We start from the raw sequence: 15,078 nt of genomic DNA, 5'->3' as shown, positions 1-15,078 counted from the left end.
CAATGCGGTTCCCTTTTGCTCTGCAAAAGTACCGGGCTTCTCCAAGCAGTGGGCGCATTCTGCGCCTATGGTATAATAACCGCAAAGCGGTTATTATACGAATTTCAATTTGTCCCGCCCAGTTTGCGCCTTTGGCACAACGGGCGATGGACACATTATACCAACGCGTCTGCGGCGCTTATGGCATAATGACTTTATTTTCTGAGAGAGGATATGAGGATAATGCTGTCAATCAGCGGAGTAACGAAAAAGTACGGAAAGACTGTGGCAAACGACAACATCAGCTTTGCCGTGGGAGACGGGCAGATCGGCATTTTGCTGGGACCCAACGGCGCTGGGAAATCCACCATTATCAAATGTATCACCGGGCTGCTGCGGTTCACCGGGCGCATTGAGATAAACGGCTGTGAAAACACCTCTTTGGAAGCCAAGCGCCAGCTGGGGTATATCCCGGAAATGCCCGCCGTGTACGACCTTCTGACAGTGGAGGAACATTTGGAGTTTATCCGCCGCGCCTACAAGGTGGAGGACGAAGCCTATACCCGGCAGCTTTTGGAGCGGCTGGAGCTGTGGGACAAAAAGGATAAGCTGGGCAAGGAGCTGAGCAAGGGAATGCAGCAGAAGCTTTCCATTTGCTGCGCGCTGTGCCACAAGCCCAGCGTGGTGGTATTTGACGAGCCGCTGGTGGGGCTCGACCCTCACGCCATCAAGGAGCTGAAGTCTATTTTCAGCGAGCTGAAAGCGGGCGGCGCTTCCGTTTTGATCAGCACCCACATGATAGACAGCGTGGAGGATTACTGGGACGTGGCGAACATCATGATGAACGGACGGTTCGCCGCCACCAAGGTAAACGGGCAGGACGACGGGAAGACCCTGGAGGAGCTGTTCTTTGAGATCACGGAAGGAACTGCCAAGGAAAACGCCCCGGAGCTGCCCAAGGGAGGTGCGGCTCAATGAAAAGCCCCCTTGTCTATTTGACTGTTGTCAAGCTGAAAAATCAGATCAAAAGCCTGTTCAAAAGCCCGGCAAAGCTCATTTACGTGCTGTTTCTGGTTGGCATTTTTGCCCTGACCGCTTTCTCCGGCAACGAAATGGAAGCGGGCGAAGTGAGGGACCCTGCGGAGCTGGTGGCGATTTTGGTGATCTTCTACACCTTCATGTTCCTGATGGTGTTCTTAAACGGCAGCTCCACCAATACGCCCATGTTCACCCTGTCCGATGTGACCCTGCTGTTCCCCGCGCCCTTAAGCTCCAATAAGATTTTGTTTTACGGGCTGCTGCGGCAGCTGGGGGTCTCGCTGCTGCTGGGCTTTTTCCTGCTGTTCCAGTATTCGTGGCTCCACGCGCTGTACGGCATCACCTACGGCGGGCTGCTGATGATCGTGGCAGGCTACGCGCTGACCCTGTTCCTTGCCCAGCTTTTTGCCATGGCGGTGTACACCCGCACCAGCGGCAAGGACAACGCCGGACGGACTGTGAAGCTCTGCGTGTACGGGGCGGTGGTGCTCTATGTGGCGCTGGCGGCAATGTCCTGCCGGGAACAGCTTTCGGCGCTGCTCCAGGGCGGGAAAGATTACGCCGCAGCACTCAGCGCCGGGGCGGACTTCTTCTCCACCCTGCCCGGTCTGCTGTTCCCCTTCTCCGGCTGGGCTGCCGGAATCGTGGGCGGGTTCTTTACGGGGGAGCTTCTCCCCTCTGCCCTGCTGCTGGGGCTGACGCTCCTTGGCGCTGCGGTGCTGGTGCTGTTGATCCTCAAATGCAAAAACAATTATTATGAAGACGTGCTGCAAACTGCGGAAACGGCGCAGTCCGCCATCACCGCCCAGAAAGAGGGCAATTTGAACGAGGTGGTGCCAAAGCACGTGCGGCTGGGCAAGACCGGGCTGAAAAAGGGCTGGGGCGCTTCGGCGGTCTACTACAAGCACGCCATTGAAAACCGCCGCAGCGGCGTGTTTTTCCTATCCAATATGTCTTTGCTGTTCGCGGTGATCGTCATTGTGATGACCTTTTTCCTCCGAGCTGAGGAGGACGGTAGCGGCGCCATCGTCGGCGTGTTTGCCATGGCGACCTATATGCAGATATTCTCCGTGGCGCTGGGAAGGTTCAACCGGGAGCTGACAAAGCCCTACCTCTACCTGATCCCTGAGCCGCCGCTGAAAAAGCTGCTGTACGCCATTGAGGAAAGCCTGATAAACGACACCATAGAAGCAATTTTCCTGTTCGTGATAATCGGGCTGATCCTGCAGGCTTCCCCGGTGGAGATCGTGCTGTGCATTGTGGCAAGGGTCACCTTTTCCCTGCTGTTCACCGCCGGGAACGTACTGGTGGAGCGGGTGTTCGGCATGGTAAGCTCCAAAATACTGATTATGGTATTCTACTTCCTGGCGCTGCTCCTGATGGCAGCCCCCGGGCTTGTGCTGGGCATTGTCCTCCTTGTGGCGCTGGACAACATTTTCTGGCTGTTTCTGGGCATGGCGGTCGCCAATGTGCTCGTCTCCCTGCTGGTGCTGTTCCTCTGCCGGAACCTGCTGCAATACGCGGAGCTGAATAACCGCTGACATCTTTCATAAACACAGAAAACCGCTTGCGGGCACACACTGCCCACAAGCGGTTTGAGCGTGTCGAAAAGAACATTTCGCCCCACTCAAACATATTGGGAAAATTAAGATTTCCCCAATATGTTGTGAATCAAAACCACCAGTAGAACTGGTGGTTTGCGCTTCTCGCCTATCGGCTCGGTCGGTGCTAAACGGTGCCCACCGGGCACCAGCACCCCTGACGGTTCTCTCTCACAACTCTCTTTCCCTCCGTATTCGTTCATTGGAGGCTTTATCGACAGACTGTAACCGCTTGCGGGCACATACTGCCCACAAGCGGTTTGAGCGTGTCGAAAAGAACATTTCGCCCCGCTCAAACATATTGAGGAAATCAAAGATTCCCTCATTATGTTGTGATTGAAAAGCGAAAGAGAAATCTCGCCTTCGGCTCGGTCAGCGCTGAACGATCTCCACCGGAGATCAGCGCCCCTGACGGTTCTCTCTCACAACTCTCTTTCCCTCCGTATTCGTTCATTGGAGGCTTTATCGACAGACTGTAACCGCTTGCGGGCACATACTGCCCGCAAGCGGTTTCACTATTTCAGAAATATTAGGAATCATTTTGCATATTTTTGTGAAAGCGCATCAGTAGTTCCGCTGTCTGGCAGCGCGACGCGGCGCCCAACGGCGAGAGGACTTCGGCGGAAACTCCAGTCACCAGTCCTGAGCCTGTCGCCCATTCCAGCGCTTCCCGTGCGTAATCGCCCACCTTTTCCACGTCCCGGAAGCGGGACAGGTCGTCGGAAGCGCTGATATCCAGCCCCATACGGGAACAGTAGCGGTACAGGAGCAGCGCCATGTCCTGCCGGAGCAGCTTCTGCCCCGGGCGGAAGGTCCCGTCCGCGCAGCCGGAAACGATCCCCTGCTCCTCCGCCCATAAAACGGCGGAGGTGTAATATTTCCCCGGCAGCACATCGGGGAATTGGCTTTCCGGGCGGTAAGGCTCCGGCTCCCCTGCCAGCCGCCACAAAATGGTGACAAGTTGCCCGCGGGTGGTGACGGCATTCGGCTCAAACGCACGGTTCTCCGTGCCTGTCATCAGACCGTTCTCCTTGACGTATTCCACAGCCTTGGCGTACCAGTCCCGCTGGAACACGTCCTTGAAGCCGGCCACCGGCGGCGAGGGCGGGGCAAATTTGATTAGAATAAAAGACGCGCCCGCTTCATGGATCATTTCGCCGATATGATTCCTGCCGGACGCCGTGTGCCACACCTTATTTTCACTCGGGCGGCTGCCCCAGAAGATCATCAGGTGGTTGTCGTGGTCGTCCGGGTCGCTGAAATTATTGGTCCAAAGGCGGAGAATGATATCCCCTTTTTCGCATTTCCCGCTTTTCAGCATTTCGTCCCGGCTGCCGAACACATGGGCGATCAGATTGCCCTTTTGCACCAGCGTGCAGTAATTGCTGGCATTGGAGAGCATGGCGTACGGCTTGCCCCCGCCCCAGCTGGTATGCGTCCCCTTTTTCATGGTGGCAATGACGTCGGCGCTTTTCAAGCCGCATTTTCGCAGGACATAAGCTACGAACCCGGCACAGTTCGTCCCCGGCGAGCCATTATAGGAAATGTCGCCGTTGGGAGACTGCCAGTCCATGCCGATCTCCGGCGTGCCCAAATAGTAGCGGTCATGTTCATGGGCGGAAAGCTCTTTTACCAGCTTTTCCCGAGTCACGCCAAATTTGTCAAAATATTCCGTCCCGTGCCCGCACCATTCCTTCACGGTGGAAAGCGGCACCCTGGAAAGATACTCGGCAGGGCTGTTTTCCAGCGTATCCCTTGTTTCCATCGCCGGGTCGGGCACCGCCCCGCTTTCGGTCGCCGCGGCGCTCACAGAAAGCTGCAGCGCCAGGAAAAGCGCCAGCAGGCAGGAAAGCAGCCTTTTCATTGTTCGGTCACTCCTCAAGCGTTTTTTTCAAATTCAACTGCATTTTTTCTCCCCGATACCCCAGAGCGCGGTAAAAGCGGTGAGCGTCCTTCCGGGTCTCGCCGGAATTCAGTCTCACAGCTTCCGCGCCGGTCTCCTTCGCCCAGGCTTCCGCCGCTTCCAGCAGCATTTTGCCAAGCCCGGTGTGGCGGCAGGCAGAGCTGACCGCAATGCCCATGATGTTTTTCATCGGGGGCGCGTACAGCACGTCATAATCCACCAGATGGACGTAGCCCACGATGCTTTCTCCCTGCTGGGCGACCAGAATGCAGTTCCTGCCGTCTGCCAGAAGCCGTTCCAGCTTTTCCTTCTGCCTTTCCGGCGGATATTCGTACCCCATTTCCTCCTGGTTCAGGACTGCTATGGCTTCGTAATCCTCGGGCGTTGCGCTGCGAATGATCGTCTCCATAGGCGTATTCTCCTTATTTACCGCTCAGCGGAACACGTCTGCCGCTGCTTTTTGTTGATCTCAGCCTTTCAGCAGCTCTTTTGCCATGGCTTCGATGTTTTCCGCGCTCAAGCCAAATTCCTTCAGCAGATCGACCGCGGGTCCTGAATGACCGAACACATCGTTTACACCCAGCTTTTTCACAGGCACGGGGCAGGTCTCGGACAGACAGGAAGCCACGGCTTCGCCCAAGCCGCCAATGATGCTGTGCTCCTCCACCACCAGCAGCCTGCCGGTTTCCTTTGCCGCTTTCAAAATCAAATCCGTATCAAGGGGCTTGATGGTATGGATATCCAGCACACGGGCGCTGATTCCCTGGGCTTTCAGGGAATCTGCGGCTTTCACCACCTCCTGCACCATCAGCCCGGTGGCAACGATGGTGAGGTCGCCGCCGTCCCGCAGTGTGATGCCCTTGCCAAGCTCGAACCGATAGTCCTCGTTGTTGTGGACGCTTTCCACCGCCAGCCTGCCCAGGCGCAAATAGACGGGACCTGTATATTCCGCCGCCGCTTTCACCGCAGCCTGCATTTCGTAATGGTCGCAGGGATTCAGCACCACCATGCCGGGGATCGTGCGCATCAGGGCGATATCCTCGCAGCACTGGTGAGTGGCGCCGTCCTCCCCCACGGAAATGCCGGCGTGGGAGCCGACGATCTTCACATTCAGATGGGGATAGCCCACGGAGTTGCGCACCTGCTCAAAGGCACGCCCTGCGGAAAACATGGCGAAGCTTGCGGCAAAGGGGATCTTCCCGCAGGCGGCAAGCCCGGCGGCAATGCCGATCATATTGCTTTCGGCAATACCGCAGTCAATAAAACGGTCGGGGTATTTTTTCTTGAAAATTCCCGTTTTGGTGGCTTCCGCCAGATCGGCGTCCAGCACCACGATGTCGGGGTTCTGCTCCGCCAGAGCAGTGACCGCTTCTCCAAAGCTCTCTCTTGTTGCCTTTTTTACGATTTCACGCATTTTCCAGCACCTCCAGATTCGCGGTCAGTTCCTTTTTTGCGGTCTCATATTCCTCGGCGTTGGGGGCTTTCCCGTGCCAGCCGACCTGCCCCTCCATAAAGGACACGCCCTTCCCCTTTACGGTTTTTGCCAGAATGGCAAAGGGCTTCCCGGTGCAGGCTCTCGCCGCGGAGAAAGCTTTTTCTATCTCAATAAAATCGTTGCCGTCAATGGTCATGACTTCAAAGCCGAACGCCTTGAATTTCTCGTCCAGCGGCTCGGGACCGCCCACCTGATCCACGGGACCGTCTATTTGCAAGCCGTTGCAGTCCACGATCACGCACAGGTTGTCAAGCTTCTTGTGCCCGGCAAACATGGCTGCTTCCCAGACCTGCCCTTCCTCGCTTTCGCCGTCTCCCAGCAGGGTATATACCCGGTAAGGCTTGCCGTCCAGCTTGCCCGCCATTGCCATGCCTACGGCGGCGGAAATCCCCTGACCGAGAGAGCCGGAGCTCATGTCCACGCCGGGGGTGCCCTTCATATCCGGGTGCCCCTGCAGCATTGCCCCGATATGGCGCAGCTTTTGCAGCTCGCTTTCCGGGAAATAGCCCCGCTGCGCCAAAGCGGCGTAAAGACCGGGGGCGCAGTGACCCTTGGAAAGCACAAACCTGTCCCGGTCCGGGTCCCTGGGATTTTGGGGGTCGATTTTCATTTCCTTAAAATACAGATAGGTGAACAGGTCCGCCGAAGAGAGGGAACCGCCCGGATGCCCGGACTTCGCGTGGTACACGCCCTCGATGATCCCCAACCGAACCTTTGCCGCAGTGAGACGCAGCGATTTCTGCTCCTGTGCTTCCATTGCCTGAACCAGTCCTTTCCCATGGTCGTTCCAAGTCGTTTCTCCTGTGTAACCAGAGACGATTATAGCCCATTTTCCAGGAGAAAGCAATCGGAATTTTTCCAGAGCGCTATATTTTCATTACCCGGTATAAAGCCCGGGGAAACGCACCAAACTATGGGTGAGAATTTCGCCGCCCACTTTTTTAGAAATGGATCCGGGCGGCACGGAAAGGAAGGAACTGGTATGAATCAGGAAAAAAATGGCAGGATCGGAAATCTGCCCGCAAACATCAACATTATGAACCCCGTCCCCAATAAGGACGCGAAAAGCATTGCCGGGCTGGTGAGGAAAAACGGGAAAATTTCCGGCTACGAGCTTTCGGACGGCACGGTGCTTTCCAAACGGGAGGGCGTGACCCTTGCAAAGCAGGGCGGCATTCGCGGCGTTGCCATTGCCAGCCGCAACGGCAACGAATATCTGCGCTCCCTGCCCGACGGCGACGAAAGCAACAATCTGGGAGACCTTCCGTCGGTCAGTCATTAGTCATTTGTCAGTAAAAAACAGGGCGGGAAAAAATCCCGTCCTGTTTTTATCACTTTTTCCGCACAAAGGCTTTTTTGGGCATTTTGCAGATGGGACAGACCCAATCCTCCGGCAGCTCCTCAAAGCCGGTATGGGGGTCGCTGTAAACATATCCGCACACCGAGCAGACAAAGCTCTCTCCGCTGCTTTTATCAGCGGTATTCTCCGGCGGCAGATATGTAGGCGATCTCAGGGGGGCTGACCCATTCAAATGCTCTACATAATATTGATATGTCATGGGGACGCCCACTGCTTCGTCGCTTCCGGCAACGACTTCAGCGATAAACAGCCGCTGCCCGGCAAGCTCCATTTTTTCCTTTACCATGCACAGAAACCAGCAGCAGGTTTTTTCCTTGATGACCGGCACGCCCTCCGCCAGCACCTTATGGCGGACGTTTTCCAGCTTATCCGCTTTCTTGCCGGAAACCAGCCCCAGCGCCCCGATGACCTGAGGGGGCGTGTCCTGGGAAAGGACGGAAATGGTGAACATTCCCGATTTTTCGATACAGTCGCTGGTGTAATTGCCCTTGTTCAAGCTGATCGCCACCAGCGGCGGCACGGAGGCGGTCGCCTTGGACACCTGCATCACGGAACTGATGATACAGGCGTTGTACCGTTTGGCGTCTCTTACGCCGATAGCGCAGATGCTGTGCGGGAGGTTTTTGAGAACTGCTGGTTTCATTTTACTGACCACTTTCCTTTCTTTGCGCGGCGGAAAAATTTTTATCTTCACCTTACGTGCCTTTTGAAATTCTCTTTTCTGCTTTCAGGCGTCTCCTACTATCATACAGAGTTTCCACCCGGTTTATTCTTTATTTTTTCCCAGTAGGCTTTGAAATTCTGCTCACTTTTATTGTCGCCGTACTCATAATAGGTCGTGCCCAAAAGGGCGTCGGGCAGGTACTGCTGTGGCAGCCAGTGATCCGGGAAGACATGGGGATATTGATAGAACTGCCCTTTGTTCGCCACGTCGTCGCCGTCATAATGCTTATTTTGCAGGTTGCGCGGCACGGAGCCGGTTTTACCGGCTTTCACATCAGCCCACGCCTTTTCGATGGCAGTCACGCCGGAATTGGACTTGGGCGCGGTGCTGACAAGGATCACCGCGTCCGCCAGCGGGATCTGCGCCTCCGGCAGCCCCACCATCATGGCGGCGTCCACCGCCGCTTTCACAATGGGAATGATCTGCGGCCAGGCAAGCCCCACGTCCTCACAGGCGCACACCATCAATCGGCGGCAGGCGGAGGGCAGGTCCCCCGCTTCCAGCAGACGCGCCAGATAATGGAGGGCGGCGTCGGGGTCCGAGCCGCGCATGGACTTCTGGTAGGCGGACAAAATGTCGTAATGCTCGTCCCCGCCCTTATCGTAGCGCAGGGCGCTTTTCTGGGTCAGCTCCCTGGCGCTTTCCAAGGTGATCGTAATAGTTTCTTCGCCGCCGTCACAGGCGAGGGTGCAAAGCTCCGCGGCGTTCATTGCCTTTCGCACATCGCCGCCGCAGGCAAGGGAAATATGCCTGCACACGCCCTCCTCCGGCAGTATCTTCCTGCCCTGCTCCCCGGAGAGAATGGAGAACGCCCGCTCCACCGCCCGCTCCACTTCAACCTGCTCCACGGGCTTGAACTCGAACACGGTGGAACGGCTCAAAATGGCGTTATAAACGTAAAAATACGGGTTTTCCGTGGTGGAGGCGATCAGGGTGATACTGCCGTTCTCGATAAATTCCAGCAGGGTCTGCTGCTGCTTTTTGTTGAAATACTGTATCTCGTCCAGATACAGTAAAATGCCGTTCATGCTTTCAAAGGTCCCGATCCGTGCGACGGCGTCTTTGATATCCGCGGTGGACGCCGTGGTGCCGTTCAGCTTCACCAGCAGCATATCGGTGTTTTTGGCGATAATGGACGCAACCGTAGTTTTGCCCACGCCGGAGGGTCCATAAAACACCATATTGGGGATCTGCCCGGATTCGATGATCCTCCGCAGAGCCTTCCCCTGCCCGAGAATATGCTTCTGCCCCACCACGTCACTGAGCGACACGGGGCGTATTCTGTCTGCTAAGGGCGACGCCACGAGAAAACCTCCCAACCTGAAATATTCTATGGACTATTTTAGCACAAACCGGCGAGCATTGCAAACATTTGTTTGCAATGCTCTGTGAATTTTTTCCACAGTGAAAAACTTCTAAAAAACTTACTCAATATAATGGGTATTTGCCGCAGATGGCTTCCACCCTGTTTCTCAGCTCGGGGACCCTGCTTTCAAAATTATCTTCCATGGCAAGGGCGATACAGGCGGCGATCTCGTCCATATCCTGCTCCTTCATGCCCCGGGTGGTCACAGCCGGAGTGCCCAGCCGCACGCCGCTGGTGGTAAAGGGGCTGCGCTTTTCGCCGGGGACGGTGTTCTTGTTGGCGGTGATATAAATGCTGTCCAGCCGGGCTTCCAGCTCCTTGCCGGTCAGCTCGCTTTCGGACAGGTCGATGAGCATTAAATGGTTATCTGTGCCGCCGGAAACCAGCTTTACACCCCGGCTCAAAAGCCCCTGTGCCAGAGCGGCGGCGTTTTTCACCACCTGCTGCCCGTAGGACTTGAACTCCGGCTTCAGCGCTTCGCCAAGGCACACGGCTTTTCCGGCAATGACATGCATTAAGGGGCCGCCCTGCGTGCCGGGGAAAATCGCCTTGTCGATCTGCTTCGCGTACTGCTCCCGGCAGAGGATCATACCGCCCCGGGGACCCCGCAGGGTCTTGTGGGTGGTGGTGGTCACCACATCGGCATAGGGCACGGGGTTCTGGTGGCAGCCCGCCGCTACCAGCCCGGCGATATGCGCCATATCTACCATGAGATAAGCGCCGCAGGCGTCGCATATCTCCCGGAATTTCTGAAAATCAATGGCTCTGGGGTAGGCGCTTGCCCCGGCGACGATCATTTTGGGTTTTTCTGTCATTGCCTGCTCCATCAGCTTGTCATAGTCGATACGCCCGGTAGCGGCGTCCACGCCGTAAGGAACAAAATGGTACAGCGCGCCGGACATATTGACGGGAGAGCCGTGGGTCAAATGCCCGCCCTCGGCAAGGTTCATGCCCAGCACGGTATCCCCGGGCTGCAGCAGGGCAAAATACACCGCCAGATTCGCCTGGGCGCCGGAATGGGGCTGGACATTGGCATGCTCCGCGCCGAACAGCTTACACGCCCTGTCCCTGGCGATATCCTCTACGATATCCACGCACTGGCAGCCGCCGTAATACCGCTTGCCGGGATAGCCCTCGGCGTATTTATTGGTCAATATGCTGCCCATGGCAGCCATCACCGCCGGAGAAACGATGTTCTCCGAGGCGATCAGCTCCAAATTCCTGCGCTGGCGGGCAAGCTCCTGCCCCATCGCTTCCCCTACTTCCCTGTCCTGCTCCGTGACAAAGCCCACGGTATCCATCAAGTTCTGAAACACTGCGCTCATCCTTTCCGTTTTACGATCCGTTTTTCTGATACATATGGTATGACGATTTTCCGGCTTCTACTACAACTGGAGTATTATTATACTCTCCTTTTCCGCTTCTGACAACAAGAAAGGTGAAAATCCCCTTTTCTTTTTTTCCGGAGGGGTGTAGAATATTGTCAGAAAACCTGTTTGACGCAGAAAGGACGAAGCTTATGACAAGAAAAGAACTGGCGCTTTTGGCGGTGGAGGCTTTGAAGCGGGAGTACCCGGACGCCGTCTGCTCCCTGGAATACCAGGACCCTTTGCAGCTTCTGATCTCCACCCGGCTGTCCGCCCAATGCACGGACGCCCGGGTCAATATGGTGACCCCCGCCCTCTTTGCCCGCTTCCCCACGCTGGAGGCGTTCTGCGAGGGGACGGAGGAAGAGATCGGCGAGCTGATCCGCTCCTGCGGCTTTTACAAGATCAAGTCCAAGGACATTCTGGCTGCCTGCCGCATGATTTGGGACGAGTTCGGCGGGAAAGTGCCGGACAATATTGAGGATCTGACAAAGCTGCCCGGCGTGGGCAGGAAGACCGCCAATCTGGTGGTGGGCGATATTTACGGCAAGCCCGCCGTGGTCACGGACACCCACTGTATCCGTATTTCCGGCAGGCTGGGTCTGACAAAGAACACCGTGCCCGTCAAGGTGGAGGACGACCTGCGGGCAGTGCTGCCGCCGGAGGAATCCAACGATTTCTGCCACCGGCTGGTGCTGCACGGGCGGGCGGTGTGCACCGCCAGAAAAGCCCTGTGCGAAAAATGCTGCATGAAGGATTTCTGCAAAAAGGCAGGAATCAACCCCGATGGTACCAAGAAAGGGAAATAAAACACCCTGGTGTGCAGGGCTGTCTGATAAATTCAAAAAGACGGGAGAAGTGTTGACAAAGCCCGGAAAAAGATTTAGTATTTTTGCAGAAACGGCAGGGAACAAATCGGTTCCTGCCAAAATTTGGAGGAATTTTCATGAAATACGATTTTGAAACGCTGGTAGACCGCACCGGCACAGGCTCCGGCAAATGGGACGAAATGAAGAAAAAGAAGCCCGACCTGTCCCCCGGTATCGTGCCCTTCTCCGTGGCGGACATGGAGTTCAAAAACGCCCCGGAGATCGGCGAGGGCTTGAAAAAGTACATGGACACCCACATTCTGGGGTACACGGGTCCTACGGACGCCTATTATGACGCCGTATGCGGCTGGATGAAGCAGGAGCACGGCTGGGAAGTGAAGCCGGAATCCATCGTCTGTACGCTGGGCGTTGTGCCCGCGCTGTTCACCCTGGTGAAAACCTTCTGCCAGCCCGGCGACGGCGTGATCGTCATGCCCCCGGTATACTATCCCTTCTACATGGCGGTGGAAAACAGCAACTGCGAAGTCAGGCGCTGCCCCCTGATCTACAGGGACAACAATTATACCATTGATTTTGACCTGCTGGATAAAATCGCCGCGGAAAAAGACACCAAAATGCTGATTTTCTGCAATCCCCACAACCCGGTAGGGCGCGTGTGGACAAAGGAGGAACTGAAGCGGGTGGGCGAGATCTGCCTGAAGCATGATGTGCGGGTCGTCAGCGACGAAATCCATTCCGACCTGATCATGCCCGGGCATACCCATACGGTCTTTGCCCAGGCAGGGGATTTCGGCGACAAGATCATCGTCTGCACCGCCCCCAGCAAGACCTTTAATCTGGCTGCCATGCAGACCTCCAACATCATCATTCCCAACAAGGAGGACCGGGAAAAATTCCAGGAGGTGCAGGGGCATTCCGCGCCCGGCGCGCTGGGGCTGGAAGCCTGCCGTATCGCCTACACCCAGTGCCGCCCCTGGATGGAGGAAGCCATTTCCGTGATCTGGAGCAACTATCAGTTCGCGGTAAAGTTCCTGAAAGAGCATTTGCCGGAGATCAAGCCTGTTGACCTGCAGGGCACCTACCTCATGTGGCTGGACTGCACCGCTTTGGGCAAGACCAAGGAGGAGTTGGAGGAGCTGATGGTACAGAAAGCCGAGCTGTTCCTGGACGAGGGCTATGTGTTCGGCGAGGAAGGCGCCGGATTTGAGCGCGTGAACCTTGCCTGTCCCCAGTGGGTTCTGAAAGCTGCACTGGAGCGCCTGGAAAAAGCAATCAAAAATATTTGAATCAAAAAAGGTACCCGGCGGTCAGCCTGCCGGGTACCTTTTTTGACAATGAGAAGTTAGAAATGAGAAATGAGAAACGCCCTTTCCCCTACGTTCTGCATTTCGCCCAGGGAAGCGTTATCTGTCCCCAACTGCCATCTTGGGCGAAATTATTTTGAGGGAGCCGTGCCCCCTCAAGCGCCCCGCTTGATAGGACTGCGCACTTGCCCTTTCTAACAGCTAACAACTAAAGACTAAGCGCTGCTTTCGCCAGACGGTCGGCTTCCTCGTTCCAGTAATCGCCGGAATGCCCCTTTACCTTGGTAAAGGTAATCCCCAGCCGTGCGGCGACCTTCCGGCAAAACTCGGCGTATGCCTGCGTACCCGCTTTTTTTGCCTGCCACGCCCCGGTCGCCCATTTCGCCACGCCCTCATAATCGTGAAAAATTTCCACTGCGGGGATCCCCTGCCGAACGCAGTACCGCATGACCGTGACAGCGCCCATGATCTCCCCGGCGACATTGTGCATTTCCGCTAGGTCCGCCCTGTCGTACTTCTGGGAAAAGTCCACCCTTTCATGCTCGTAAAACAGCACGGCGCCGCAGGAAAATTCCCCGGTGGAAGCCTGATAGCTGCCGTCCACATAAGCGATAGCCGTGTTTTCCCTGTAAGGGAACTCCGGCGGCTCCATTGGCTTCTGCTTTTTTGCTGATGGAGCTGCCGCCTTTTCCCCGGCAAGGAACGCCGCCGCTTCCTCCGGGGTGGGAAAGCTTTTATACTGCACGCCGGAAACGCCCTCTACCTGGGTCTTACATTCCTCCCAGGTCAGGTAAATGCCGCTGACGCCGTCCTTCCCGTTTTTTACCGCATAAAACTTTTTTGCCATACCTTTTTCGTGCCTTCCTTTTCCCGCAGAACGCTTTTCGCCCGATCTCCGTTTTCAGGTTGATTTCAGCTTTTCTTTTTATTATAATGAAACCTGCCTGTGAAATCAAGAAAATTCACAGAGCGTTTACAGGAAACGGATTGACAACATCTCGGAAAACACGGTATACTTTTGAGAAGTAATTTTCCACATTGCGGCAAGGAGTTTTTCTATGTCCCAGAACAGAATCGTCCAACATTTCAATCGAATCCTCTCTCTCTTTTCCTGTGTCGCGCTGGTATTGACCTGCTTTGCGGGCTGCGGTTCGGACGATGCCGGGCGGAGCTCTTCTTCCCCAAGCGCCCTGTCAAGCCATGTGGGAGGCGCGGGGAGGGCGTCTTCTGCTGTTTCCGCTGCCGCCAGCAAGGCTGCCCCCTCCCCGGACAAGCCTGAGCCCTCCCCGGAAGCCCCGGAAGCGACCCCTGTTCCCTTACGGGCAGTGTGGAGGACGGACGGCGGGGTTTATTCCGACCCCTCTGCTGAAAACGAGCTGCTGTTCCTCGCCGCCGGAGAAGAGGTCTCGCTGGAAAAGACAGACGACCCCATGTGGTACACGACCACCCAGTTCAGCGGCTCCACCGGCTACCTCTACGCGGAAAATCTCTATCGTCTGGACCAAGACGGCACAGTCTCCTCAAAAAGCCTTTGGGAAGAATACCAGCAGCAAAAATTTGAGGAGCTGCGCACGCTGCTGCCGGAGGGAAAATACTGGAACCATATGTGGCAGGATATCCCCTACGGCGAGGAGACCCCTTTTCTGGTTTCCGATACCCCCTGCGAGCACAGCGTGTACGGCGAGCTGTACTGCAATTTCTATAACGGCGCTACGGAACGGTTGTTTTACGCCGACACCCTCTGCCAATGCCTTGGCTTTGCCAGCCTGCTCAGCGACCAGGTATTCGGCACGGACGCGCCCCTGCACGTCTTCCACGATTCCGACCTGCTGCGCGTGGGCGACCATATTCGCCTGCACGAATACGAGCACTCCATGACGGTCCTGGCAATGGACGACGAATTTATTACCCTGGCAGAAGCGAATCAGGACTATGAGGACTGCCTGATCTCCTGGACGCGGCAGATCTCCTGGTACGAGCTGGAAGACCTTTCGTGGGATTCCGAGTACATTTCCCGCTATCCCCTCTGCCCCGACGGCGACGGCGGATTTACTGCCTGGGAAGACGAGAGTTATTAAGTTTCCTGAATAATATTTTTTTAGAAAGCCTGT

General features: G+C 56.1%; 14 protein-coding genes. 6 read left to right on the top strand and 8 right to left on the bottom strand.

Annotated elements, in window-relative coordinates; all coding sequences use genetic code 11:
* Nucleotides 1-222 precede the first annotated feature (222 nt).
* Nucleotides 223-957 carry an ABC transporter ATP-binding protein gene (locus tag AB8996_RS03445; RefSeq protein ID WP_369297578.1) on the top strand — a complete coding sequence of 245 codons (735 nt, stop codon included), beginning with the start codon at nucleotides 223-225 and terminating at the stop codon, nucleotides 955-957.
* Nucleotides 954-2,558, top strand: coding sequence for a putative ABC exporter domain-containing protein (locus tag AB8996_RS03440; RefSeq protein WP_369297577.1), 1,605 nt, complete (start codon nucleotides 954-956; stop codon nucleotides 2,556-2,558). The genes AB8996_RS03445 and AB8996_RS03440 overlap by 4 nt, the downstream gene beginning before the upstream one ends.
* A 589-nt stretch (nucleotides 2,559-3,147) precedes the next feature.
* Here AB8996_RS03440 and AB8996_RS03435 read toward each other — a convergent pair.
* From AB8996_RS03435 to AB8996_RS03420, 4 genes are read right to left on the bottom strand one after another with little or no spacing between them, the layout of a single operon-like run.
* Entirely contained in the window at nucleotides 3,148-4,482 is a 1,335-nt protein-coding gene (locus tag AB8996_RS03435; RefSeq protein ID WP_369297576.1) for an S-layer homology domain-containing protein, read from the bottom strand.
* Between the two features lie 7 nt (nucleotides 4,483-4,489).
* Complete coding sequence (locus AB8996_RS03430; RefSeq protein WP_369297575.1) at nucleotides 4,490-4,930, bottom strand: GNAT family N-acetyltransferase; 441 nt, start codon at nucleotides 4,928-4,930, stop codon at nucleotides 4,490-4,492.
* A gap of 60 nt (nucleotides 4,931-4,990) precedes the next feature.
* Nucleotides 4,991-5,935 carry a transketolase family protein gene (locus tag AB8996_RS03425; RefSeq protein ID WP_369297574.1) on the bottom strand — a complete coding sequence of 315 codons (945 nt, stop codon included), beginning with the start codon at nucleotides 5,933-5,935 and terminating at the stop codon, nucleotides 4,991-4,993.
* On the bottom strand, nucleotides 5,928-6,773 hold the full coding sequence (locus AB8996_RS03420) for a transketolase (RefSeq protein ID WP_369297573.1): 846 nt from the start codon (nucleotides 6,771-6,773) through the stop codon (nucleotides 5,928-5,930). The genes AB8996_RS03425 and AB8996_RS03420 overlap by 8 nt, the downstream gene beginning before the upstream one ends.
* A gap of 225 nt (nucleotides 6,774-6,998) precedes the next feature.
* Between AB8996_RS03420 and AB8996_RS03415 the strand changes: the two genes are divergently transcribed.
* Complete coding sequence (locus tag AB8996_RS03415) at nucleotides 6,999-7,298, top strand: DUF3892 domain-containing protein (RefSeq protein ID WP_369297572.1); 300 nt, start codon at nucleotides 6,999-7,001, stop codon at nucleotides 7,296-7,298.
* A gap of 49 nt (nucleotides 7,299-7,347) precedes the next feature.
* On the opposite strand, the gene AB8996_RS03410 is transcribed toward AB8996_RS03415, so the two are convergent.
* The 3 genes from AB8996_RS03410 to glyA form a co-directional block, all read right to left on the bottom strand.
* The gene (locus tag AB8996_RS03410) at nucleotides 7,348-8,019 is read right to left on the bottom strand and encodes a flavin reductase (RefSeq protein ID WP_369297571.1); all 672 of its coding nucleotides are present in this window, start codon (nucleotides 8,017-8,019) and stop codon (nucleotides 7,348-7,350) included.
* A 101-nt stretch (nucleotides 8,020-8,120) separates the two neighbouring features.
* Nucleotides 8,121-9,404, bottom strand: a complete 1,284-nt coding sequence (locus tag AB8996_RS03405; protein ID WP_369297570.1) for a replication-associated recombination protein A — start codon at nucleotides 9,402-9,404, stop codon at nucleotides 8,121-8,123.
* Between the two features lie 124 nt (nucleotides 9,405-9,528).
* Complete coding sequence (gene glyA, locus AB8996_RS03400) at nucleotides 9,529-10,782, bottom strand: serine hydroxymethyltransferase (protein ID WP_369297569.1); 1,254 nt, start codon at nucleotides 10,780-10,782, stop codon at nucleotides 9,529-9,531.
* Between the two features lie 203 nt (nucleotides 10,783-10,985).
* Between glyA and nth the strand changes: the two genes are divergently transcribed.
* Nucleotides 10,986-11,642: an endonuclease III gene (gene nth / locus AB8996_RS03395; RefSeq protein WP_369297568.1), complete on the top strand. Its 657-nt coding sequence runs from the start codon at nucleotides 10,986-10,988 to the stop codon at nucleotides 11,640-11,642.
* Between the two features lie 137 nt (nucleotides 11,643-11,779).
* On the top strand, nucleotides 11,780-12,949 hold the full coding sequence (locus tag AB8996_RS03390) for a MalY/PatB family protein (protein ID WP_369297567.1): 1,170 nt from the start codon (nucleotides 11,780-11,782) through the stop codon (nucleotides 12,947-12,949).
* 226 nt (nucleotides 12,950-13,175) lie between these two features.
* Here the strand turns inward: AB8996_RS03390 and AB8996_RS03385 are convergent, their stop codons facing one another.
* Entirely contained in the window at nucleotides 13,176-13,814 is a 639-nt protein-coding gene (locus AB8996_RS03385; RefSeq protein ID WP_369297566.1) for a viroplasmin family protein, read from the bottom strand.
* Between the two features lie 211 nt (nucleotides 13,815-14,025).
* Between AB8996_RS03385 and AB8996_RS03380 the strand changes: the two genes are divergently transcribed.
* Nucleotides 14,026-15,045 carry a hypothetical protein gene (locus AB8996_RS03380; protein ID WP_369297565.1) on the top strand — a complete coding sequence of 340 codons (1,020 nt, stop codon included), beginning with the start codon at nucleotides 14,026-14,028 and terminating at the stop codon, nucleotides 15,043-15,045.
* The last annotated feature ends 33 nt before the right edge of the window (nucleotides 15,046-15,078 follow it).

It is taken from the genome of uncultured Neglectibacter sp., assembly GCA_937958185.1.
Taxonomy (GTDB): Bacteria; Bacillota; Clostridia; order Oscillospirales; family Acutalibacteraceae; genus Acutalibacter.
Note: the sequence above shows the minus strand (reverse complement) of the source record. Positions and strands in the feature narration are given on the sequence as shown.

What these genes read in the sequence shown, in the direction of transcription:
- nth (WP_369297568.1), top strand. Translation starts at nt 10,986, where the DNA reads ATGACAAGAAAAGAACTGGCGCTTTTGGCGGTGGAGGCTTTGAAGCGG.
- AB8996_RS03440 (WP_369297577.1), top strand. Translation starts at nt 954, where the DNA reads ATGAAAAGCCCCCTTGTCTATTTGACTGTTGTCAAGCTGAAAAATCAG.
- AB8996_RS03430 (WP_369297575.1), bottom strand. Translation starts at nt 4,930, where the DNA reads ATGGAGACGATCATTCGCAGCGCAACGCCCGAGGATTACGAAGCCATA.
- AB8996_RS03445 (WP_369297578.1), top strand. Translation starts at nt 223, where the DNA reads ATGCTGTCAATCAGCGGAGTAACGAAAAAGTACGGAAAGACTGTGGCA.
- AB8996_RS03380 (WP_369297565.1), top strand. Translation starts at nt 14,026, where the DNA reads ATGTCCCAGAACAGAATCGTCCAACATTTCAATCGAATCCTCTCTCTC.
- AB8996_RS03435 (WP_369297576.1), bottom strand. Translation starts at nt 4,482, where the DNA reads ATGAAAAGGCTGCTTTCCTGCCTGCTGGCGCTTTTCCTGGCGCTGCAG.
- AB8996_RS03385 (WP_369297566.1), bottom strand. Translation starts at nt 13,814, where the DNA reads ATGGCAAAAAAGTTTTATGCGGTAAAAAACGGGAAGGACGGCGTCAGC.
- AB8996_RS03390 (WP_369297567.1), top strand. Translation starts at nt 11,780, where the DNA reads ATGAAATACGATTTTGAAACGCTGGTAGACCGCACCGGCACAGGCTCC.
- AB8996_RS03425 (WP_369297574.1), bottom strand. Translation starts at nt 5,935, where the DNA reads ATGCGTGAAATCGTAAAAAAGGCAACAAGAGAGAGCTTTGGAGAAGCG.
- AB8996_RS03415 (WP_369297572.1), top strand. Translation starts at nt 6,999, where the DNA reads ATGAATCAGGAAAAAAATGGCAGGATCGGAAATCTGCCCGCAAACATC.
- AB8996_RS03410 (WP_369297571.1), bottom strand. Translation starts at nt 8,019, where the DNA reads ATGAAACCAGCAGTTCTCAAAAACCTCCCGCACAGCATCTGCGCTATC.
- AB8996_RS03420 (WP_369297573.1), bottom strand. Translation starts at nt 6,773, where the DNA reads ATGGAAGCACAGGAGCAGAAATCGCTGCGTCTCACTGCGGCAAAGGTT.